The following is a 21,360-nucleotide window of genomic DNA, read 5'->3' on the forward strand; positions in this document are numbered from 1 at the left end:
CAAAGACAACTCAGTCTTGACTGAGCAGGGCCAGTGCCTTGCGCTTGCTCATTTTGAGCACCTCGGAGATACGCCCCAGCTGCGCTGCTCGCGGATGCACCTTACCGGACTCCCACTTGTAGACAGACAACCAGGAAGCCCCCACAAGCTGCGCCATCTGCTTTTGAGTGATGCCCAGTTCGGCGCGCTTATCTGCAAACGCTTGAGCGTTGAAATTGCCGCCAGCAGCTCGCCTGGGAGTATTCGCCGCAGCCTGGGCGTTCGGCGTATTGGGCACTTTGGTCAAACGCTGTGCGGCTTTCAACTGCGACGCCAATGCTTTGACTTCACGCTTCAAGGCTGCAATCTCAGAACGATGGCTGGTGATGATTTTGCGCATACCCTGGAGCTCAGGCTTGAGCTCCTTACGGGCCATCCGGATGACTTCAGCACGAAATGCATTGGAGAACGTATTCATGCCTGTGGTGGTACGGGATCGGACCATCTCGCGAGCGTGAGTATTTACTGCGTTTCTGCTGGGCGAGCAAAACAAAACCGCCTGAGACCAACGGCCAGAGGCGGTATTGAATGAGGCCTGTGAACCTCACAGCCTGTGGTCTGTTACTTGGCTGCTTTGTCTGCCTTGCGCTTGGCAGCCTTTGGGTCCACCACAGCCTTGAATTTGGTACCCGCTACAAACTTGGGTACTGTGGTTGCGGGGATCTTCAGGGCCGCCCCCGTGGAGGGGTTCTTGCCCGTTCGAGCAGCGCGCTTGGCGGACTTGAAAGTGCCAAAGCCCACGAGTTGGACAGCGTCGCCCTTCTTGACAGCAATTTGGACGGCATCAATGAAAGACTCCAGCACTGCTGCGGCAGCAGCTTTGGAAAGGTCGTTCTTTGAGGCCAGGATTTCAACGAGTTCTGCGCGGTTCATAGGTGGTCAATGGATAGAGGTAAAAAGGGCCTGTTTATAACGCCATTGCATGCAAATGTGTGTGTTAAGTGACGGGTGCTCGTATCAGAGTGAATTGCAGTAATCAGGAATTAAACCAAGTGCCCTGCCAGAGCCATTGGCCATGGAGAGCATTCAGGCCCAATGGGTAGAACCCCAACGACATGGCTAGATGTTCACCTGAGATTCGGTTGCTTCAGCACCCACTCACTGAACTCCCACAGACTTTCATGCTGGGAGTGCACGGCATCCAGGTCGGGTCCAACATTGGGAGTGCCGTTGCGGCCAGGATGAATCAATGCCAAGTGAACATCAGGCCGAATGCCTTTGAAATACGGAAGGTAGTCGTCTACGAAGGCCACAGGTGCCAACTGGTCCACGGCATTCGCCTTGGGGCTGCGGCCAGACACATCACCGCCAGTGGCAATCACCGTTTCGATCGGAAACCCCAAGTCGCGCAGGTTACGAAGACGGGCTTGCTCAAATTGAGGCTGCAGCGCTGTGACGCACACCAGATGAAACCCCGCATCGTGCAATCGATGACAGGCCTCCACTGCTTTGTCCAATGCCGGAATAGTGGACCAGAATGTCTCGTCCATGCAGTCCCTGAACTGTTGACGGCGCTCTCCCGTGAGTTGTTCAACACCCCAGCGCTGCATGGGCCAATATGCCTGCGGATCGATCTCCTGCGGAAGAATCCCAAATGCGCGTTGCCACGCGTGGGCGTAGGCCAGGCTGTAGTCCAGAAGCACGCCATCGGCGTCCAGAGCAATGGTGGGTCTTTTCATGGAAAGCGACTCCTGAGTTTGGGCCACTCGGTGGACACGATGGTCAGATACCGCGAAGGCACTTCCTCCGTCAACCAAACCTGATTGTCTGCTTGGTAGAAGGAAACTCCATCTTCGGCCATTTGCCGCGCATCAACCGCCAATAGAACGGGAACCCCGTACCTGCGCCCAACCTGAATGGCAGTGTCCTTGTTTTCGCTTAAGTGAACGTGGTGACGTTGACGCTTTTGCAGCCCCGTCGCCAGTATGGAGCTGATAAAACGCTCAGCCGTTCCATGAAACAAGATCGCTGGCGGATCGATGGCTGTAAGCCCCAAGTCCACATCGACAGAGTGACCTTGATTGGCTCGAATCCGGGAGCCGTCATCACTGAATGAAAAGCGCTTCTTGTCGTTGGTTTTAACGACGAATTGAAGCAACTCAAGTGACAGGGGGTGCTTTGCCAGAGACGCTTTGCGCAGCAACTCATCAACGTTTGCCCAGCCGTTGGAGTCCAGGTCCAAGCTAATCACTTGAGGCTTGTGACGCAAAACCAGACTCAGGAATTTGCTGGTTGCCACGACTTGTTTTTCTGAAAATTTCATAGGTGCGGGGGTCAGTGATAGGTCGAGGCTGTGTGATAACCCCACCCACGATTGCAGCTCAAAACTAAAATCATGGGCACCCGATTCAAGCGAGGTACTCCATGAAGCGATTCATCGAAGGCGAAGACCGGCAACAGGTCACCCTGCTGCCTGAGTGCCTGGACGACTACATCGCGGAGGACAACCCAGTGCGGGTTGTCGATGTCTTTGTCGAAGAGCTGGATCTTCGGGCACTCGGCTTTGAAGGCGTTGATCCTGCGCTCACGGGTCGGCCCGCATATCACCCTGGCGTACTGCTCAAACTGTACATCTACGGGTACTTGAACCGCATCCAGTCGAGCCGCCGCTTGGAGCGTGAAGCCCAGCGCAATGTCGAGCTGATGTGGCTGACCGGGCGCCTTGCGCCAGACTTCAAAACCATCGCCGACTTCCGTCGAAGCAGCGGCGCTGGCATCCGCAACGTCTGCAAGCGCTTCATCGCCATGTGCCGCCAGCTGAACTTGTTCTCGCAGGCCATCGTGGCGATCGATGGCAGCAAATTCAAGGCCGTCAACAGCCGCGACCGCAACTTCACACCCGGCAAGATCGAGGCTCGCCAGCAGCAGATCGAGCAGAGCATCCAGCGTTATCTGGACGCGCTGGAGACGGCCGACCGCACGCAGCCTACAGAGGTTGAAGCCAAGGCAGAACGACTGCAAGAGAAGCTAAAAAAGTTGCGTGAGCAGATGCGGCAACTCGACGGTCTCAAGGAGCAATTGAAGACCCTGCCCGATGGCCAGATATCACTCACCGACCCCGATGCACGTTCGATGGCCACCCAGGCCAAGGGATCGGGCCTGGTGGGCTACAACGTGCAGACCGCAGTTGATGCCAAGCACCACCTGATCGTTGCGCACGAGGTCACGAACGTTGACAATGACCGTGCACAGTTGCACCACATGGCCTGCGCTGCAGACCAGGCCATGGGAGGCGAGAACCTGCAGGCCTTTGCCGATCGAGGCTACTTCAGTGGTCCACAGCTCAAGGCCTGCGAAGACGCTGGCATCACGACCTTCGTGCCCAAGCCGATGACGTCCAACGCGAAGGCCGAAGGGCGCTTCGACAAGGCCGACTTCATCTACATCGCCAAGGATGACGAGTACCAGTGCCCTGCAGGCGAGCGTGCGATCCATCGCTTCAAAACAATCGAGAAGGGCCTGAACCTGAGCGTCTATTGGTCAAGTGCCTGCCCAAAGTGTCTGCTCAAATCCCAGTGCACGACCAGTAGCAACCGGCGCATTCGCCGATGGGAGCACGAAGAGGTTCTGGAGCGCGTTCAGCAACGATTGGACAGTAACCCCGATGCCATGACGTTGCGAAGGTCAACCGTGGAGCACGTCTTCGGCACGCTCAAACATTGGATGGGCTCGACGCACTTCCTGATGAAGACCCTCAAGTACGTGGGCACAGAGATGAGCCTTCATGTGCTGGCCTACAACCTCAAGCGGGTGATGGGCGTGATGGGTATCGCGCAGATGATGCAGGCGATGCGGATGGTCAAGGCGTGATGCCTTAGTTGGCATTTAGCAGCTGACAAAGGCTTCGGGAGTGCGTCAAAAGGCTTCAGGTGCGCCAGAAACGGCACTACAGCCATGCTGGTGAGGAATGCGGTGCAAGGCTGTGGTACAGGGCTGGACCACATGCTCGTTGAGCGTTTCCACACAGCCTCGGCCGAAAGCGGACCTCGTGCAGGGTTAGCACCTCTTCAGGAGGAGCTCACTCCCATCCGCACTCACGCAATTGACGCTTAGGAATTGTGCTGAGCAAGCACGGCTAACTGCCACTGTATGGCCGTCCCGGAGGATGCTGCTAGTGCGTGTTGATTTCCATGCAAACCTAACCCACCGGGGGCTAGTGGGGGTGCGGATAAAAACTTGGACTGGTTTTATGTCGCAAGTCCAAGACTCACCCGGTATTCGATCGGGCTGAGGGCCCCCAGGGAGATCTTGATCCGCTTCTCGTTGTACCAACGGATGTAGTCGTCGACCACCCCAATGAACTGTTTGATCGTGACGCTCTTCCAGTCCCGAGGATAGAACAGCTCATTCTTCAGCCTACCGAAGAAGCCCTCGCACGCCGCGTTGTCAGGCGAGCAGGCTTTGCGGGACATCGAACGGGTAAGGTCCGCGTCGCTCATTCTCGATAGCCAGCCGGGCCAGCGGTAGTGTCCTCCGCGGTCGGAGTGGACCACAGGTCGATCGTTGGTCTCTGCCACCGTCTCGATAGCAGCATCGAGCATCGTGTTGACTAGCTCAGCATCCGGGCTCGTGCCAATGGTCCAGCTGACCACCATCCCGTCGAAGCAATCGATGATCGGTGACAGGTAGACCTTGCCTGCGGGGATCTGGAATTCCGTGATGTCTGTGAGCCACTTCTCGTTTGGCGCAGCAGCCTGGAAGTCACGGTTGATGATGTTCTCTGGTGCCGGGCTGATCTCGCCAAGGTAAGAGGCATACCGCCGCCGCTTGGGCTTTGCAACGACCAAGCTCTCTTGCTTCATCAGCCGCTGCACTACCTTCTCGGAGATCGGGCCTTGTTCTCTGGCCAGTGAGGCTTGCAGCCTGCGGTAGCCGTAGCAGCGGTGATTGGACTCGAAGATCTCGGTGATGGATTGGCGCACCTTCACGTACTTGTCTCCGATTGCCGCGCGGGCCCGATGGTAGAAGTATGAGCTGCGCGCAAGACCCAACTGTGCAGGGAGCTCTGGCAGACCATAGTGCTCCCTGAGGGCGTCAATCAGCAGTGTCTTCTCCCGGTTGGACAGGAGTTGCAGATCGACGCCCAGGCCTTTTTTTAGCAGTTCATTGGCCTTGTTCAAGAGGTCCTGCTCAAGGCGCAGTTGCCTGACTTCGTGGCGCAGTATTTCAACCTGGCGCTTGAGCTCTTCGCGCTCTTGCGCCTGCGGTGATCGATCGGTGTGTTTCATTGATGCGGGTGCCTCACGCCCCAGAAGCTGGTTCTTCCAGTTGTACAACGTTGGTCGGCACACGCCGAGCCTGTCGGCAACCGCCTGTGCACTTTCCTGCCGGGTGCAAAGCTCCATCACTCCCGCTTGCTTCAAGCTCTCGGGATATCTTCGCTGACCCACACTGCCGACAACGGCCATCCTGGCCTCAGGGAATGCTTCGCGCACCCACTTAGTCAGCGTTCCACGCCCTGGATAGCCCAGGGCCCTCATGGTGGCTGCGATGCATCGATCATGTGTTAGGTAGTGCTGTGTGGCCGCCGCCTTCTGGGCCTGCGAGAACTTGGGCTCACGCCCCGCATAGCCTTTAGGCAAGTCCTGGCGCTGCTGATATTCCCGATACCAACCTTTCAATGAATTCTTGGTCGGGTACCCCAACTGCCTGATCGTCGGGCTGGTGCGTTTGCCCAGCTTGATGTAGAGCTCAACTGCTCGGATTCGGTCTTCGTAGGAATACATGAACTACCTTTTAGTAGTCCAAGTTTTCGTCCGCACCCCCAGTGGGTCACTTCTGCGTGGAAATCAACATGGAGTGCCGCGCCTGGGCCTGCTCATACTGAGTGTCTACTCCCGCTTCCATGGTGTGCGAGACACCCGTGTGTCGCATCCAGTGGGGCGACGCCATCAAAAGCCGTTGCGCGGCACGTTCATGTTCATCTTTCACTAGCGCAGCCGCCATCTTGAAGATCTCTTTGCAGATCACTGGGGCGTGACGCCCTTGTCTTTGCCGGTGACCGCGAGGATGGCTGGCAGGGTCTCCTGGTACGCGGGCATAGGTTACAGGCCCAAGGAGGTTCGGTAGATCCGAAGCTCGTCATGAGCTTGGAGGTAACCACGATGGTCGCTTTTTTTGCTGCCCTTGACTCTACGAGCTGACCGCTATACCGCTGTCCTGCAAGCACGGTGAAACCACTGCCGACAACGGTCACTTCAGTAGCGCATGGCGCAGGGTGATGCAGGTGATTTCAATGTCGAAGACGTAGTACATAAAGATCCACGGTTTGCTCGAAGCAATCGAGATTGGCAATTTTTCTGTTTACCTTTGATCCTGCGTCTCTTACATTGGCCGCTTTTTTTGCACCTGAATTGGTCAAAAAGCTGAGATGACATTTCAACGCACAGCGCCATGCAACCACTATCTGCCCATACATCTTTCCCCGCGAACAATTCCTTCTCTGAAACTGGTGCGGGCTGCGTGCGGATGAGATTACTGGTTAAAAAAGCGGCTGCAGATGTTTTCTGCCCATGGAGTTGCTCGGATTGGGGAAAGCAGTGCCAATCGACCTCATTGGGGGGCACGACGCTCAGCCGCGCTGCTCTGGAACTGTTATCTCAAGTTGCGTACATCTTGGCACACGCTCGTTGCGAGAAAAATCGTATGCCTTTAATCCTTCGCCAGTGTGCCTTTGTGCTGCTGATCTACTGCTTTAGTGCCTTGCCTAGTTTGGCTCAGATTTCGGTGCCTGCCGGAGCCCGGATAGACGTTCCTGCCGGGTCAACTCTCGATGCTGCCTGTGGCGGGGTGGATATACAGGGGCAACTTAACGTGACGTCGGGACAGCTAAGGACTGATGGTGACCTAGTGATTGGATCGTCCGGTATGTTGAATGGCAACGATGGCGTGTTGAGGGTGGGCGGCAATTTTCGCAGCACTGGGTCCTTCAATGCTGGCAACAGTACGGTCGAGCTGATAGACGGTTGCGTAGGCAACACCACGCAAATCTCGGGCAACTTAGTGTTTCAGAACCTCGTGCTCAGTAGCGGCAGTGGACGTATTTTCGCCATCCAGGCTGGCAGCCAAATCACTGTACTGGGTACTCTCACCTTGCAGGGAGTCTCAGGGCAAAACCTTCAGCTCGTCTCTGCGACTGGTGGCGCTGTCGTCGTCAATCTTGGGCCTTCGGCTAACGTTGTCAGAAATTTCGTCAGCGTGGCCAGCAACGTTCAGATCGGTACTGCGGCAGCAACGGCCAAGAGCATTCCCACATTGAGCGAATATGGCGTGCTGATTCTAGGCTCGCTGCTGGCTCTCGTTGCTTGGGCGCTGCAGTCCTCGCCGCTTGCCAACCGTGTTTCCAAAAAGAAAGTGTGTTTATGAGAAGCGAAAAGATGGTTCGGGTGCATCCAACTCTAAATTATCTGGTGCGTCCTGTAGTATTGCTGTCGGTGGCGGGAGGGCTGCTGTCGGCGGTGCATGCGGCCGATATATCGGCCACCGTGCCTCCCAACGGCGGATTTGTGGTCAAGAGTTCTGGTGGTACGCAGGAGCGCTTCCGTGTTGAGGACAATGGTGAGGTGCGCATCCCTGGTCTGAGCAGCAGTGGCGCAGGCTCCACGGTGGTGTGCGCGGATACCCTCACCGGACGCCTGGGCCCCTGCGCTACGGGTGTGGGAATGGGTAGCGCGGGCCCAGCTGGGCCCGCAGGGCCGCAAGGTCCTGCTGGTCCTCAGGGGTTACCGGGAGCAGCAGGTGCGCAGGGTCCAGCTGGACCGCAAGGTATCCAGGGCGTGCAAGGTCCTGTTGGGCCCAAGGGCGATACGGGGTCCGTAGGACCACAAGGCCCAATAGGTCCTCAGGGACTGGCCGGTGCTGGTGGTGGGAATGCTCTGGTAGCGACTCACCTCAGCGGTAGCGGTATCGATCAAATGGACGATAGCAGGAAGAAGTTTATTACCTGGGACAGATATCGGTATGCAGGTCCAGGCGTGGGCCCCTCATTGGCGCCGGACAATATCAACTTTCAGTTCCCAGATGCTGGGGATTACTTTATCCAGTATTACATCAACTTCCATCCGAGCTCTGATGGAAGCCTCACGCACGATACAAGCAGCTGTAACGGAAATATCGCATTAGATGGATCGACTGTTCCAAACAATGAAATGGTGGGATTCAATCCAGGTAATAACGGCACAATACAAGCGATGGGTATGGTGACGATGGCTGCAGGTGCTAAAGTCAGCCTGATGCTCGAATGTATCGTTGGCACGAATCAAATAAAGTATCTCAGCATATCTCGTGCGATGTTGACGGTCATGCGCATCCAGTAGGCAAAGCTGCTCTCTACTACACGGTGCCGGGCCGTCCCCCGGAACTAACGTAGTTTGCTGCGCTTGGCACCCTGAACTGTGCCGCGTTCTCTTCGTTGGGCCCGCACAAGCGGGCCTTTTCTTTTGTCGCGTCGATTCCCATAGTGGTGGGCACCGACGCAAAGCTTCGGCACCCAACCGAGCGGGAGTTATTCTTGAGGCTATTTGAGCGTCTTCTGGACTTACCGTGGGCCCGTCTTCCGAACCTCCTGCAATAGCCCAAACTTTTTATCGCGGGGGTGTACGGCGACTGTTTCCCACTTGTAGGCAGTCAGGCTCGATACCCCCAATAGTTGAGTCATCTGGGCCTGGGTGAGACCCAACTCGTGGCGCTTGGCAATCAGTGCTTCGTGGTTGAAAACGAACCCTGCTGTCGACCGAGGAACGCGGGGGTCCTTCACCGGCTGCTGGCTCTGAACCATCTCCTCCAGCTTGGCCAACTGCTTTGTCAGCGTGCGCATCTGGGTGTTCAGAGTCTTCACTTCTTGCTTGAGCCTCACCTCTGCCAGGGCTGCCATACCGCGACCGCTGTCGCTGACGATAGGTGGCGTCACCACCAGAGAGGCCGATGGCACGTTACCAATGGGCACCACGCTGCGGCTAGCTGTAGTGTGGCTCAAAGACAGGTTAAATGTCTCGACACCGCGACAGATGTTGTCCATGACTCAGATCTGACGGCCTTGAAACTGAACCGATAGGCGGGTAGCCCGCTCAAGCAGCGTGAGCGCATCGCCAGTCTGCAAGGGACGCGGATCGACAGTTGTCAGCACCTGGGCGATTCTGTCGGTGGGTACTAGTACTGATGCTGCTTATGGGATTACCACTCGGTACGACAAGACCGCCTGCAACTTCCTGAGGGCTATTCACCTGGCTGCGTCCATGATGTGGCTGGTCTGAAAGGCTGCAACCCTAGGGATTTTTCTGACTTTGATTGACACGCCCTAGTTAACACCGACGCTTTACGACTTCCCGCCCCTGCGCGGCCTCTTTTCTAAAGTCGCGGGTTACACGAACGTTGAGCGTCTGCTTCTATTCGCCTCCACAGGCTGCTCCTGGCCGGATTCTGCCCCACGGTGAGGGACACTGGCGGGCCCGTTCCAGCCTGGAGCTGCCACGCAGGAGCTCGGTTCTGTATTTAGCGCGACAACACGTGTCAGAATTTCCTAAGATTGGGCGACTGCGGTCGGCAATCTCGACTAGGACAATGCAACGAAGACGGACGCTTGAAAGAGCTCGTTTAGGAAAGGTCGGCGGACCTCGATACTTCCGCAGGAGAGCGGCAGATACAAGATGAAGATTGACATCATCAGCAGCGACGGCATCCACGCTTCGGAGAAAGATGCACTGGAGCGCATGCGGCAGGCGTTCAACGCGTCTGAGTTCAGCCTGAAATGGCAAGGGTACGCCGGCTTTATGATGATGGACACGACCTACCGGGATCGCGAGATCGATCTGGTGTTGCTGACCCATGATCGGCTTCTGCTCATCGAGCTCAAGAAGTGGCGCGGAAAGATCGAGTCGATGCAGGACCATTGGCTGCGCGACGGCGACGACATGGGGCGCTCTCCAGTCAAAGTGCTCGCCGACAAGTGGAAGATTCTCTCGTCCAAGATCCGCAACCGCCTCACCGAGCCGGCCAGGTCCGTTTACATCGACTACCGCGTTGTGATGTGCGGAACAGCAGATTTCTCAGCGGTCCCGGATGATGAAAAGGCCTTCGTCCTGACGCTTGACCAGTTCCTGAAGATCGCCAAGCAGGGCGGCTATCGACAGGAGTTTGGCAACCCCTGCGCTGGTAAGCCCAATCAGCATCTGCAGACCTTCACGCAGTTCTTCCGTGGCCGGGACTTCAAGCCCGCGGGCTTTTCGTTCGGCAACTTCCACATCGTGGGCGAGGCGACCTTTCCGCATCCGCAGGGCCTGTACAAGGAATACAAGTCGGTCAAGAAGGATGACCAGCGGCACGAAGCCTTGCTGCGGCGCTGGGACTTCTCCGCGCTTACCGGCATCGCCGACACCCTTGATGAGCGGGCGCGCATCGCGCTGCGCGAGCACAAGGTGCTCGGGTTCATCCATGAGCAGTGCGAGCAACTGGATGGTGTGGTGCTGCAACCGCTGTCCCATCCCACCCGTGACGACATTGACGCGGACTTCTGCGAACTCTACCGACTGCCCTCGCGCCAACTGCGGCTCAACGAGTTCGTGCACCGCCACGGGCAGGACTTGTCGTTCGCGGACCGCCTGTCCTTGATCAAGGTGCTGCTGTCGCACTTTGCGGAACTGCACGATGCCGGTGTGGCGCATCGCGATGTCAGTGACCACAGTCTGTGGCTGGAGCGGCCGTCGAAGGTGTCCATCTCCGGCTTCCTGACCGCCTACTTTCCCGAGGCGGGAACGGTCGGGCCGCTGCGAGACAACCTGCGTGCGGGCAAGGCCGTGCTACCCGAGGATTCCGAACTGGGCGAGGGCGAACCGAGCGACGCGTTTCAGGGCGACGTCTACCTGCTCGGCGCGGCCGTACACCACGTGCTGTTCCTGCGCCTACCGCGTCAGATGGAAGGCTTGTTCCTATGGGAGCCTCCGGAGGGGACCGACTGCGATCCCGGCCTGGCCGCCTGGTTCGCCCGAACCATGGATTGGGTTCCATCGGCGCGCTTTGCGAACGCCCGCGTCATGCTGGACGCCTTGAACGCTCTGCCAGTCGGCCGATCGTCAAGGGCCGAGGTGGATCTGCACGCCTTCGAGGCATACCGCAGCGAAGTCATGCCGATGGTGGCCTATCCACTTGAGGAGAACATCAAGCAGGGCCACAGCCATCTCTACCGCTCGACCGTGGGCGGACGCCCAGTGTCCGTGAAAGTCTGGTACGGACGCCGGCCCGATCCGAAGCGCCCCGAGGAGACGCATGCGCTGAAGATGTTTCTGGACAAGGCCCGCCTTGTCCAGAGTCAGCCCTGCGCCTCGCTGGCGCCAGTGGTGGACTTCGGAATATCGGACGCGGGTACCTTCCTGGTCCAACACTGGGTGGAGGGGCAGGGTCTGCTGGAAGCCGGTGCAACCCGTCCAGCGGCGCGCGAGATCCTCGCGCTGTGTCACCAACTGGTCAAGGCCACGCTGCATCTGCATGGGCTGGATCTGCAACACGGCGACCTTCACCCTGGAAATGTCCTGATCGACGGTGCAGACGTGCGCTTCATCGACGCCATCGACATGGTGCAGGGTGGCGCGGCCGGTCCTCACAACCCAGCCTATGCGCCCGTGGACCACGAGTCAGTGTCGCCCGAGCAGCGCGATTGCTATGCCGTGGCAAAGATGTGTTGGGAACTGCTGGACGGTGTTGCGTCCTGGGAGGGGATTGATGCAATCCCCTTGCGTGAGGAGATCCAGCGCTGCCTGGACAGAGAACTGCGTGTGCATGCGCTCGACCGCATCGACGACGCTGTCGCACGGTTGCTTCATCCGCCATTGCTCGACACCGGGCCGCGGCTGGTCGTTCAGATGCGCCAACTCACCTCGCGCACGCCGTTGGCAGGCGACAACGGTGCGTTCCATGTGGGGGTGGCGATTGAGCGGGTACGCAATAGCCGGCAACAGCCCCACGTGGAAGTGTCGCTGTCGGGAGTGCGTCGGCGCCTGCTGATCTTGCTCAAGCCTACAACGCTCGACTTTGCGTCGCTGCGCGTGCACGACATGCCACACAGCCAGTTCGTGCGCATGGCCACTCAGGCGACCGCGACGCTGAAAGCAGAAATCCATTTCGAGCCCGCGCTGGCCGACGATGCCAGCGACTTGCTCGCGGCGCTGGAGGCGATAGCGGAGGTCCGCGAGGCCATCGACGCCGTCCGCTCCCAGATCCTCGACCTGGACGCGCCCGACGAGGAGGTTGACGCCGGCGAAGAGGATCTGGGCGTGCCACGCGCCGCCCCTCGGACCGAGGCGTTGTGGCGAGCTATCCTTGATGCCGAAGAGGCTACGCTGCCCGAAGTCGAGATCGCCGCGCCGGTGGCGCGAGAGATGGGGCGCCGCGACAAGCTGCGCATTCCGTACCGCAAGGAAGGCGAGGCGCTCGACTACGAATCCGACGCGAAGGTCGAGGCCCTGCAGGAGACCAATGGCGAACTGGTGAAGGTCGGCGACATCGACATGCGCGAGACCACCCAGGCCATCCTGGTGATCGACAACCCGCGCATCCGCATGCAGACCGGCGTGGGCGATCGCATCAAGCTGCGCAGCCAGCAGGATCTGTCCTCGTTCCGCCGCCGGCATCTTGCCGTCACCCGCATCCTGGGACGCGAATCGGTACTGCCCGACCTTGTCGACTATTTCGATCCGGTGCAATGCCCGCTGCCACAAACCCTGCAGGCCTCGCCCACCGACGCAGAGCTGGATGCCTACAACCGTCACAACGAGTCGGGGCAGTTGGTGTTCTCCCTCAATCGGCAACAGCGGGATGCCTTTGCCAAGTTGTGGTCTCAGGGGCCGCTGAGCCTGCTGCAGGGGCCCCCGGGCACGGGCAAGACGTCCTTCATCGCATCTTTCATCCACTACGCGATGTCCCACGGCGCACAGAGCATCCTGCTGGCAAGCCAGTCGCACGAGGCGGTGAACAACGCGGCCGAGAAGGTCATCGAACTGTGCCAGCGCACTGACTTGCCGCTGGACGTAGTGCGCTTCGGTGCCGAGGGCATGGTGTCCGAGCAACTGCGGCCGCACCATTCGGCGTCCATCCTGCAGGCCTACCGCGATCTGTTCCGATCCGAGATGCGCCAGCGCGTTGTGGCGCTGAGTCGCAACCTGGGCTTGCCCAGCGCATTCGTGGAGGATTGGTTCGACATCGATTTCCACCTCGGACGCCTCTTGAGAGACATCGAGCGGCTGGCGCGCAAGCGCTCGGAGGCCAATGCGACGGGAGAGGACATCGCGTCTGCGGCCGCGCGCATCGGGCAACGCACCGAACGTCTGCGCACCTTGGCCCGCGAGAAATTCGACGTGCACGAGGTGGCCGATCCAGCCGAGACGATTGCCCAGCTACGGCGCGCCGCGATGGAGGCCCACGGCGTGACCTCGGCCGATGCCGTGTCGAAGCTCGATCAGGTCATGGCGATGGCCCAGGAATGGGTAGACCGGTTGGGCACGCTGCGCGGCAATTTCGAGGAATTTCTCGCTAAGACGCGCTCTCTAGTTTGCGGCACTTGCGTGGGCCTGGGGCGCTCCCAGTTCGGGGTGGCCCGCAATCGCTACGACTGGGTGATCGTCGACGAGGCGGCCCGGGCCACGCCGGGAGAACTGGCCGTCGCGATCCAGTCAGGGCGCCGCGTGTTGCTGGTCGGGGACCACCGGCAGCTGCCGCCGCTCTACACCGAGCCGCTGGTGCGCCGGATCTCCGCGGACCTGCAGTGGCTGGACCGATCCGTGCTCACCCGCAGCGACTTCGAGCGTGCCTTCGAGTCCGACTACGGCCGCCAAGTCGGTGCGACCCTGCAGACCCAGTACCGCATGGCGCCGCCGATCGGCGAACTGGTGTCTGCCTGTTTCTACCCGGTGCCGCTGCAGCCCGGACGCGGTGATCCGCCGCCATGGTTCGATCAGTTGCCCGAACGTATCGGCGCGGTTGTGACCTGGGTCGATACGTCGGACGCCGGGCGCGAATCCCACGAACGGCCCAGGACGCCGGGCTTTGACAACCTCTATGAGGCGCGAGAGATACTGGATGTGCTGCGCTCGATCTGCACCGGCGGACCCTTCGTGCAGTCCCTGATGGACCACTGCGGCGAGGACGAGAAGCCCATCGGGGTCATCTGCATGTACGCCGCGCAGGAGCGCCTGCTGCAACGCATGCTCAGCGAACAGGACTGGGCCACGGGCTACCGGCGCTTGATCAAGATCGACACCGTCGACAGCTACCAGGGCAAGGAGAACCGGATCATCATCGTATCCACCACGCGCAACAACGGCCGCTACGAGCAGGGTTTCCTGAGCAGCAACGAGCGGGTGAATGTGGCGATCTCGCGCGCCATGGATCGCCTGGTGATCGTCGGCGCAGCCCGCATGTGGCGCGATCGCCACCAGCGCTCCCCCATGGGGCGGGTCCTCGCACACATCGAGGCGCATCGCGACGACAAGGCGTTCACGATGGTCCAGGCATCCGCCTTGGAAGGGAGTCCGGCATGATCACGCTCGAGGAACAACAGCTGCGCGAACACCTCGCGGTCGATGAGATCACGTTTGCCATTCCCGCGCAGAGCTTCGCGATCTCGTGTGCCATCAGTGCCGAAGAAGCGCTGCCGGTTGTAACGGAGTTCGCCCTGCGCATCGCTTACATCTGCGGTACGCTCAGTCCCGCGCAGATCCAGGATTTCTTTGGTTTCTCGAAGAAGGAGACCGATGCAGTGCTCAAGTCCTTGCTTGATGAGCGGCTACTGCAATGGAACGACGAGCACCTGGAGCTCACTACTTACGCGCTGGCGCGCTTCCAGGACAGCTCGGACAATCTGCCGCGCTTCTTCAAAATCCAGGACTGGAGCGCCGAAGTGGTGTTCGACCTGATCAGCTTCAGCCCGGCGGGCCGGCCGAGCCGTCTGAAGCGGGTGCGTTCGCAGATCGAGCTGGCGACACGCAACCTGGACAAGCAGTCACGCACGCGGCAATACGCGGAGCAGTCTTTCCAGCAGAACTTTCGCCAGATCTGTACCAGGGAGAAGGCTGAGATCTACAAGATCAGCGCCATTGACGCCGGCGAGCGCTTCAGCATTCCCCTGCCGTGTACGTTCCACCTCGATCTGAGCGGGCAGACGAGCATCCGACGCAACATCGACGATGAGAGCTTCGGCAGCCGGCTGGAGATCGCCGAGGCGATCACCGACGCGCTGGCCAGCCAGGAGCGGGGCGACAACGAGCGCTTGCGAGACTTCATCCAGACCTTCGATGACACGCTGCTACAGCGCTACGTGACGGGGGATGCGTTCGATCTTCGCCGTTACGCCCAAGAGGTCCATCTGACGCGGTTCGTGCGCACTGACGACGACCGCGTCACCCCGGTGCTGGGCGCACTGTACCTTCCGCGCAATGCCGCGTTGCTGCTTGAGCGCATTCAGGCCGCGATGGCACAGCCGGAAGCACTGGTTGAGACTGAGCCACTTGCCACCGAAGGGGCCGAATCCGACTCCAAAGACTCTGCAGAAACGACGCATCCCGCGCAGGGGGAGGCTCTGTGGTGGGCCCCGCAGTCGCCGCTGTGGGCACGCACACGCAGTGCGCGCGACCTTGCACAGAAGATCGAAAAGCTGCTGCTCTCTCAAGGTGGCGAACGACCCTCGGCCGGACTGCAGGTTGTGGTGCCGACTGCACGTCGTCCACCACGTGAGCGCTTGGCCATTTACCAAGACCAATTCAACCGCCTGCTGGCGGCGGATGTGGTGTTGATGGGGGGGAGCGTGGAACTGTTGATCGTGCCTGATACGCTGGTGTGTGCGATGTTCCATTTCAATCTGGCCCACAACGCGACGGCTGTTCCGATCGGCTTCATTTCCTCTGCGCCCAAACATATTGCATCCGCGGGGGCTCTGGTCTCGGCACGAATGAGCGCCCGGCCAGACGGCGTCACCGCGGCTCGCGAGGAAGGTGGTGCGGCGCCAATAGAAAATCTGGTGCAATTGTTGGCACGCTTGACGCCGTCGAGCGAGGTGGACGTCGATGGTCCTGCAAAGCGGGGCCGTGCTCGACTGACGCTGGAGAGGTAGCTAGATAACACTGCGCCTGTAATGCCCATGCACCTCGAACTCACCGAACTGAGCATCACCCTAGCCAGTCAGGGTTACGCGACATGGCGCGCCATCGACACCAAGCCGGTCGCGCAGGTTATGCATGAAGTCGCGTCCCATCTGGGCGGGGAGCCGCTGAGCGGGCGCGGCGGCAAGACGTTCGAAACACTCAAGGTGTTGGATGCGTCTAAAGCGCCGGTCCGATCTCTCTGCCGTCTATCCGGAGTGGATACGCAACCTTGGTATATCGACGAGGCACACCTTACACACCGCCACGCTACATCACCCTTGGTTGCGACGCCGATGCCGCAGATGGGTGGCCGCCGACGCAGATGTAGCTTTGCGCATGGGGCTGTGCAATGCCATGGCGCCGTTCAGGGCGCGATGTAGTCGTCAGGCACGCAGGACGGACTGCCGAGAGAAGACGAGGAGCCTCGGCTATGACGTCATCGACAGGTTCTCCGATGCAGAACAGTTGCTGCGGTATCTGCTCTCGGTACTTGTCTCATGACACAGCAAAGCAAAGCGCATTACTGCAGCGCAGCCATTGCCTCGGCTTCTGACTTGAGGCCGCTGATGAATATTCGGCGCATCAGCTGCTGCGGCAGTGCCCGAAGTGCCAGATTGCGCAGGAAGAACGTCACGGGCGTGGCCGGCACGAAGGCGGGCGCGATCTTGCGACTGCGCTGCTGCAGGCGTTCCACCGTGGGGCGTAGGCGCCGGTCATGTGCGGCGAGGGCTGTAGCCAGGTGCTGCGCCGTGGGTGGGTGGCTGGCACCGGCGTGGCGTTCCAGTTCTTCGGCCAGGACGCTGGCAGATGCCAGTGCCATACCGGCGCCCTGGCCCGAGATCAGCGACAGGCTGTGTGCGGCGTCGCCCAGCAGTAGCACGCGGCCCTTGTGCCAAGCGGGCAGCTCGACCAGGGCCAGGTCGTCGATGACGACTTCCGCGCCAGGCTCCACTGCGGCCAGGCCGTTTTGCACCACGGGGTGACTGCGTGCCGTGACCTGAGCGAGCAGCGGACGCCGCTCTGGCGCAGGAACCATTCCGTGGGCGGAGCTGCGCCACACATGGAGCGCGGCGATACGGTCATTTTGCAGATGGTAATACTCGCTTTGCAGCCCCGGCTCGGCATACGATAGAAAGCTTTCGGCCAAGTCCCAGTGCGCGGGCAAGTCGTAGGCTGCATACCTATAGCCCAGGGGGCGCAGGCACTCGGCATCGGTGGCGATGGTGCGCGTGCGTAGGCTGGAGTGCACGCCGTCGGCCGCGATAAGCAGGTCGGCCGTGCAGGTGCTGCCATCGGTGAGCGTGGCTGTGAGCGGATCGTCGCCTATCGCTTCGGCGATCGACTCGACGGTGATGCCAAAGTCGATGCGGGCGCGCTCACCCACGGCCTCGCGCAGGATGCGCACCAGCTCGGTACGGCGCAGCGTGATCCAGTCCATCTCCTTGAGCAGCTTGCGGTAGTCCACGCTGAGGAGGTCGCGGCCGCGCCGGTCACGATAGGTGTGCGTGCCCATGTCGGGATAGGCGGCGGCGCGCAGCGCGTCCACCAAGCCCATGCGGCGGATGGTGCCCAGGCCAGGGCCCGAGATACCCATCATGTGTCCTCCATCGCGCAGGTGGTGCGCGCGCTCAAGCACGCGGATAGACCAGCCAATATGGGTGAGCCACCATGCGGCCGCCAGGCCGGCAATGCCGGCGCCGACGATCAGGGCGTGGGGTGCATGAGGAGAGGAATCGATAGGAGAAGAAGTCGTCGAATGCATGGGGAGTTCTGGAAAACGTTCAAGGAAATGCGGTGCGCGGAGACGACGCAGGGGGCTGCAGCATGTTGTTGCCCCACTGGCCTCGGCGGCGCAGGGCGCGCGGCAGGGTCAGCGCTAACACGCCGCAGCTCATCGCCAGACCAAAGCAGATGCCATAGCCGGCATGGCCCGCCAGCCAGCCGCCAGCCACCCCGGCCGCCATGGCGACGGCCGCTTCGGTGCACTGCAGCAGCGTGAAGTCGAGCCCGGGCTGGCGCGGACTGGTTAGCCCCATGAGCCAGGCATAGCGCGTGACGAAGCCGCACGCCATGGCGACGAGCAGCGCGGCGCTGGCGGTGATCAGCAGAGGTAATGCAGGCTGCAGTAGCGCGCAGGCCGCCAGCGAGGAGAGCGCCACGGCTTCCAGCGTCAGGGCGGCATGCAAGGCCCGCCAGGCACCCAGCCGTTGCACCAGAAGGCCACCTGCCAGCGTGCCGACCAGCCCGGCGCAGAGTCCGCCCACGCCCCAGAGCGTTGCCAGTTGGGGCATGTGCACGCCCTGGTCAATCAGCCAGGGGCCGAGCATGCCCAGGCTCAGGCGAACGCCCAGACCCATCCCCACCACCAGCAACAGGCCATAGCACATGGCCGGACGTTGCCAGGCATCGCGCCACGTGGCCCGGTGCGATGGCGGGTTGAGGGTGGACGCGGGCCGGGGCGGCTCCTGCAGGCGCCACAGAGGTGCGGTGCAGGTCAGCGTCAGAACCGCCATCGCCGCCGAGGCGACGGTCCAGCCGAAGCGCTGGTGCAGCAACAGAAAGGCGCTGCCGCCGAGCGCGATGCCGGCATAGCTACCGCCCACCTGCGCCACGTTGCCCCAGCCGCGCTGCCCTGACGCCAACTGGTCGATGGCGAATCCATCGGCGGCTATGTCCACAGTGGCGGTTGCCAACGCTGCTACACCGAGCAGCGCGATAGTCGGGGTGAGCTTCGCGCCCAGCAGCGCCAACGCTGCGAGTATGGCGATCACGACCGTCTGGCCCCCCAGAATGATGGGGCGTGAGCGCCGCTGGCGCGATGCCGTGGGCAAACGCCAGCGCTCAATCCAGGGAGCCCACAGGCCTTTGAGCGCCCACGGTAAGAGTGCGAGAAAGGCGAGTCCGGTGATCTGCAGCGAGGCCCCGGCGTTCCGCAGCACGGCTGGCAGTGCCTGGGTGGCCAGCCCAGTGACCAGGCTCTGTACTGTGTAGATGCCTGCCAACGCCACGCAAAGCCCGAACACGCCGGGCGCGCCCGGCACCTGGCGCTCAGTAGTCATACGTGAGCATCACGCCGATCGTGCGTGGCAGGGCCACCTGGGCCATGGACCCTACGGCGGCATTCGAGAAGCCATAGACCCGGTAGTCTTTGTCTGTTAGGTTGTGTACGTAGGTCGTGAGCTGCCACTGGCTGTTGATGGCCCAGTTTAGCGAGACATCCACTAGCGTGTAGCCGCTTTGGCGCAGCGTGTTGGCGGTGTCGAAATAGTGTGCGCCGGTGCGGCGCAGTGCCACCCGTGGGCGCACTGTGCCCCATGCGGTAGCGATGCGGCCGGTCACGCCGAGAGCGTAACTCTGGCTGGGCGCAAAGGGCACATCGTTGCCGGTGCATGCGGCGCAAGACGAAGGATCGTCGTAGCTGCGGAACGTGGCCTTGTTGAATTGGGCCGAGGCGTCCAAGCTCCAAGCGGTGCTCACCTCCCAGCGGGCATCGAGTTCCAGTCCACGCGAGCGGGTGTTGCCCACGTTGCGCAGGCTTTGGTAGCCCAGACTGTCACCGCGGTAGAGCTGCGCGTCCTGGATATCTACTTGGTAGAGGGCGGCGCCCAGCTCCAGCCCACTGCGCTTCCAGCGTGTGCCGAACTCGTAACTGGTGGAGCGCTCGCTCCCATACGCCCGGGCGTCTTGCGCACTCGATGGCGCCAGATTGAAGCCGGCGGGTTTGTACCCTTGGGACACCGTTACGTAGCTGCGCAATGCGGGTGTCCACTGGTAGGCTGCCCCGAGCTTACCCAAGGTCGTGCTGCCATCGGTGCGACCGCTGCCGCCGAAGCTGTCCATTCCGAAGGAGGCATTCAGGGCGGCTCCGGCAAAGTCGGTCGATGCCTTGTCGCGCGAGTGGCGCAGGCCGGCGCTCAGGTCGAGGGCGGACGTGGCGTGCCAGGTGACATCACCGTAGGCTGCGACCGAGGCACTGTCGTTGGTCGATGCGGACTGCAGCCCGACCAGGCCGTAGGTGGGCAAGGAATTGGTGTAATCGCGGGCCTGGTGTATGGTCTGGCGATATAGGCCGAAGACGCCATCCCAGGCGCGGGTGCTGCGCTCCCCGGCTCCCTGACCGCGGGTGGCCAGGCGAATCTCCTGCACGTTCTGGCGCCAGCGCTCAGGCTGCTGGCTGTCATACGGGCCGATGGGATAACGCCGGGCGATGTCAGCGTCCTGCCAGGCGGTTATGGCGGACAGTCGCCATTCGCCCAGGTCGTATTGCGCGGTGAGGGATTGGTGGGTACCGCAGCGGCGCTGCTGGAAGCTGCTGAGCTCCGTGGGCATGCCGGTCATCACATAGGCCTGGCGGCGCCCGATGTCGTCCCAGGGCACGTAGGCATCCTGGCTGGCGCGCGTGCATTCGCGGCCCATGGCCAGCACCACTTCCCAAGGCTGGCCGCTGGGCGCCAGGCGCAGACGCGCCGTGCCCAGGGTGGAACGGGTTCCACCCAGATCGTCCGTGCCAGTGGCGGGGTTGTGCAGTGCGCCGGGTGCGTTGTCGCGCGACAGGGCTGCGGAGCCATACAGAAGGTCGGGCACCAACGCGCCGCTGGCCGAGCCTTCCACCCGGTAGCCCCCACGGCTGGAGAATCCGGTGCCCAGGTGCACACGCGCTTCGTTGCCGGGCTGCTGGGTGACCACGTTCAGCACGCCGCCCTGCGCGCTCTTGCCATACAGCGTGCCTTGCGGGCCCTTGAGCAGTTCCACCCGCTCTACGTCCTGCAGTGCCCGGATGGCGAAGATGGGCAGCTGGGGCACGCCATCCACATAGACCGTGAGCGCTGGGTTGTAGAAATCCTGCGCAGACGATACCCCGCGCACGCTGATGATGGGAAACAGGAACGAAGCGCTTTCGGAGATCTGCACACCTGGCAGAACGCGCTGCAGATCCTGCGTGGTGGCGACCTGCGCATCGTCGAGCTGCTGGCGATCACGCACGACGACGGAGGCGTTGATGCTCTCCAGGCTTTGCTCGCGTTTGCCTGCTGTGTGAATGGAGTTGAGAAAACAAAACCAAAGTGGGCGCGAAAAATCGAAATTTTGCGGGCCTACACGGAATTTATGGGAACACAGCGTTGCAACTGGATTGCAACCCTTGGAATTGCTCAAAGGAGAGCTATGAGCAGTGCCATTAGTCAATCGTGACGGCTAG

15 protein-coding genes and 1 pseudogene are annotated in these 21,360 nt (G+C 61.0%); 7 read left to right on the plus strand and 9 right to left on the minus strand.

Annotation, left to right across the window (positions count from 1 at the left end; genetic code table 11):
- Nucleotides 1-10: 10 nt before the first annotated feature.
- From AACH87_RS21905 to AACH87_RS21920, 4 genes are all read right to left on the minus strand, one after another.
- Nucleotides 11-457 (minus strand): helix-turn-helix domain-containing protein, encoded by a 447-nt coding sequence (locus AACH87_RS21905; RefSeq protein WP_338799241.1) that lies wholly within the window; start codon nucleotides 455-457, stop codon nucleotides 11-13.
- A 143-nt stretch (nucleotides 458-600) separates the two neighbouring features.
- The gene (locus AACH87_RS21910) at nucleotides 601-912 is read right to left on the minus strand and encodes an HU family DNA-binding protein (protein WP_338799243.1); all 312 of its coding nucleotides are present in this window, start codon (nucleotides 910-912) and stop codon (nucleotides 601-603) included.
- Nucleotides 913-1,106: 194 nt separating this feature from the next.
- Entirely contained in the window at nucleotides 1,107-1,718 is a 612-nt protein-coding gene (locus tag AACH87_RS21915; RefSeq protein WP_338799244.1) for an HAD family hydrolase, read from the minus strand.
- Nucleotides 1,715-2,302: an RNA 2'-phosphotransferase gene (locus tag AACH87_RS21920; RefSeq protein ID WP_338799245.1), complete on the minus strand. Its 588-nt coding sequence runs from the start codon at nucleotides 2,300-2,302 to the stop codon at nucleotides 1,715-1,717. Before AACH87_RS21920 ends, AACH87_RS21915 begins: the two co-directional genes overlap by 4 nt.
- A gap of 101 nt (nucleotides 2,303-2,403) precedes the next feature.
- Here AACH87_RS21920 and AACH87_RS21925 point away from each other — a divergent pair, with 101 nt between their 5' ends.
- Entirely contained in the window at nucleotides 2,404-3,849 is a 1,446-nt protein-coding gene (locus AACH87_RS21925; protein ID WP_338799246.1) for an IS1182 family transposase, read from the plus strand.
- A 377-nt stretch (nucleotides 3,850-4,226) separates the two neighbouring features.
- On the opposite strand, the gene AACH87_RS21930 is transcribed toward AACH87_RS21925, so the two are convergent.
- A complete protein-coding gene (locus AACH87_RS21930) occupies nucleotides 4,227-5,765 on the minus strand; it encodes an IS3 family transposase (protein ID WP_338799229.1) in 1,539 nt (512 codons plus the stop codon).
- A 667-nt stretch (nucleotides 5,766-6,432) separates the two neighbouring features.
- Here AACH87_RS21930 and AACH87_RS21935 point away from each other — a divergent pair.
- Complete coding sequence (locus AACH87_RS21935; RefSeq protein WP_338799247.1) at nucleotides 6,433-7,404, plus strand: IPTL-CTERM sorting domain-containing protein; 972 nt, start codon at nucleotides 6,433-6,435, stop codon at nucleotides 7,402-7,404.
- Between the two features lie 410 nt (nucleotides 7,405-7,814).
- Nucleotides 7,815-8,354: a hypothetical protein gene (locus tag AACH87_RS21940; protein ID WP_338799248.1), complete on the plus strand. Its 540-nt coding sequence runs from the start codon at nucleotides 7,815-7,817 to the stop codon at nucleotides 8,352-8,354.
- Nucleotides 8,355-8,575: 221 nt separating this feature from the next.
- On the opposite strand, the gene AACH87_RS21945 is transcribed toward AACH87_RS21940, so the two are convergent.
- Nucleotides 8,576-9,055 (minus strand): hypothetical protein, encoded by a 480-nt coding sequence (locus AACH87_RS21945; RefSeq protein WP_338799249.1) that lies wholly within the window; start codon nucleotides 9,053-9,055, stop codon nucleotides 8,576-8,578.
- 148 nt (nucleotides 9,056-9,203) lie between these two features.
- Between AACH87_RS21945 and AACH87_RS21950 the strand changes: the two are divergent.
- The 4 genes and pseudogenes from AACH87_RS21950 to AACH87_RS21965 all read left to right on the plus strand — a co-directional run.
- Nucleotides 9,204-9,290 (plus strand): annotated as a pseudogene (locus AACH87_RS21950) (IS5/IS1182 family transposase); the annotation flags it as partial.
- A 393-nt stretch (nucleotides 9,291-9,683) separates the two neighbouring features.
- Nucleotides 9,684-14,564, plus strand: coding sequence for an AAA domain-containing protein (locus tag AACH87_RS21955; RefSeq protein WP_338799250.1), 4,881 nt, complete (start codon nucleotides 9,684-9,686; stop codon nucleotides 14,562-14,564).
- Entirely contained in the window at nucleotides 14,561-16,132 is a 1,572-nt protein-coding gene (locus AACH87_RS21960; RefSeq protein ID WP_338799251.1) for a hypothetical protein, read from the plus strand. Before AACH87_RS21955 ends, AACH87_RS21960 begins: the two co-directional genes overlap by 4 nt.
- Before the next feature lie 27 nt (nucleotides 16,133-16,159).
- Nucleotides 16,160-16,543, plus strand: coding sequence for a hypothetical protein (locus tag AACH87_RS21965; RefSeq protein WP_338799252.1), 384 nt, complete (start codon nucleotides 16,160-16,162; stop codon nucleotides 16,541-16,543).
- Between the two features lie 140 nt (nucleotides 16,544-16,683).
- Here AACH87_RS21965 and AACH87_RS21970 read toward each other — a convergent pair whose 3' ends face one another.
- From AACH87_RS21970 to AACH87_RS21980, 3 genes are read right to left on the minus strand one after another with little or no spacing between them, the layout of a single operon-like run.
- Complete coding sequence (locus AACH87_RS21970) at nucleotides 16,684-17,925, minus strand: FAD-dependent monooxygenase (RefSeq protein ID WP_338799253.1); 1,242 nt, start codon at nucleotides 17,923-17,925, stop codon at nucleotides 16,684-16,686.
- Between the two features lie 19 nt (nucleotides 17,926-17,944).
- Nucleotides 17,945-19,222 carry an MFS transporter gene (locus AACH87_RS21975; protein ID WP_338799254.1) on the minus strand — a complete coding sequence of 426 codons (1,278 nt, stop codon included), beginning with the start codon at nucleotides 19,220-19,222 and terminating at the stop codon, nucleotides 17,945-17,947.
- Nucleotides 19,212-21,347, minus strand: coding sequence for a TonB-dependent receptor (locus AACH87_RS21980; RefSeq protein WP_338799255.1), 2,136 nt, complete (start codon nucleotides 21,345-21,347; stop codon nucleotides 19,212-19,214). The genes AACH87_RS21975 and AACH87_RS21980 overlap by 11 nt, the downstream gene beginning before the upstream one ends.
- Between the last annotated feature and the right edge of the window lie 13 nt (nucleotides 21,348-21,360).

It is taken from the genome of Acidovorax sp. DW039 (assembly GCF_037101375.1).
Classification (GTDB): domain Bacteria; phylum Pseudomonadota; class Gammaproteobacteria; order Burkholderiales; family Burkholderiaceae_C; genus Acidovorax.

Bases quoted from the DNA above. Each gene is read 5' to 3' on its own strand.
- AACH87_RS21905 (WP_338799241.1), bottom strand. From the start codon at position 457: ATGAATACGTTCTCCAATGCATTTCGTGCTGAAGTCATCCGGATGGCC.
- AACH87_RS21910 (WP_338799243.1), bottom strand. From the start codon at position 912: ATGAACCGCGCAGAACTCGTTGAAATCCTGGCCTCAAAGAACGACCTT.
- AACH87_RS21915 (WP_338799244.1), bottom strand. From the start codon at position 1,718: ATGAAAAGACCCACCATTGCTCTGGACGCCGATGGCGTGCTTCTGGAC.
- AACH87_RS21920 (WP_338799245.1), bottom strand. From the start codon at position 2,302: ATGAAATTTTCAGAAAAACAAGTCGTGGCAACCAGCAAATTCCTGAGT.
- AACH87_RS21925 (WP_338799246.1), top strand. From the start codon at position 2,404: ATGAAGCGATTCATCGAAGGCGAAGACCGGCAACAGGTCACCCTGCTG.
- AACH87_RS21930 (WP_338799229.1), bottom strand. From the start codon at position 5,765: ATGTATTCCTACGAAGACCGAATCCGAGCAGTTGAGCTCTACATCAAG.
- AACH87_RS21935 (WP_338799247.1), top strand. From the start codon at position 6,433: ATGCAACCACTATCTGCCCATACATCTTTCCCCGCGAACAATTCCTTC.
- AACH87_RS21945 (WP_338799249.1), bottom strand. From the start codon at position 9,055: ATGGACAACATCTGTCGCGGTGTCGAGACATTTAACCTGTCTTTGAGC.
- AACH87_RS21955 (WP_338799250.1), top strand. From the start codon at position 9,684: ATGAAGATTGACATCATCAGCAGCGACGGCATCCACGCTTCGGAGAAA.
- AACH87_RS21960 (WP_338799251.1), top strand. From the start codon at position 14,561: ATGATCACGCTCGAGGAACAACAGCTGCGCGAACACCTCGCGGTCGAT.
- AACH87_RS21965 (WP_338799252.1), top strand. From the start codon at position 16,160: ATGCACCTCGAACTCACCGAACTGAGCATCACCCTAGCCAGTCAGGGT.
- AACH87_RS21970 (WP_338799253.1), bottom strand. From the start codon at position 17,925: ATGCATTCGACGACTTCTTCTCCTATCGATTCCTCTCCTCATGCACCC.
- AACH87_RS21975 (WP_338799254.1), bottom strand. From the start codon at position 19,222: ATGACTACTGAGCGCCAGGTGCCGGGCGCGCCCGGCGTGTTCGGGCTT.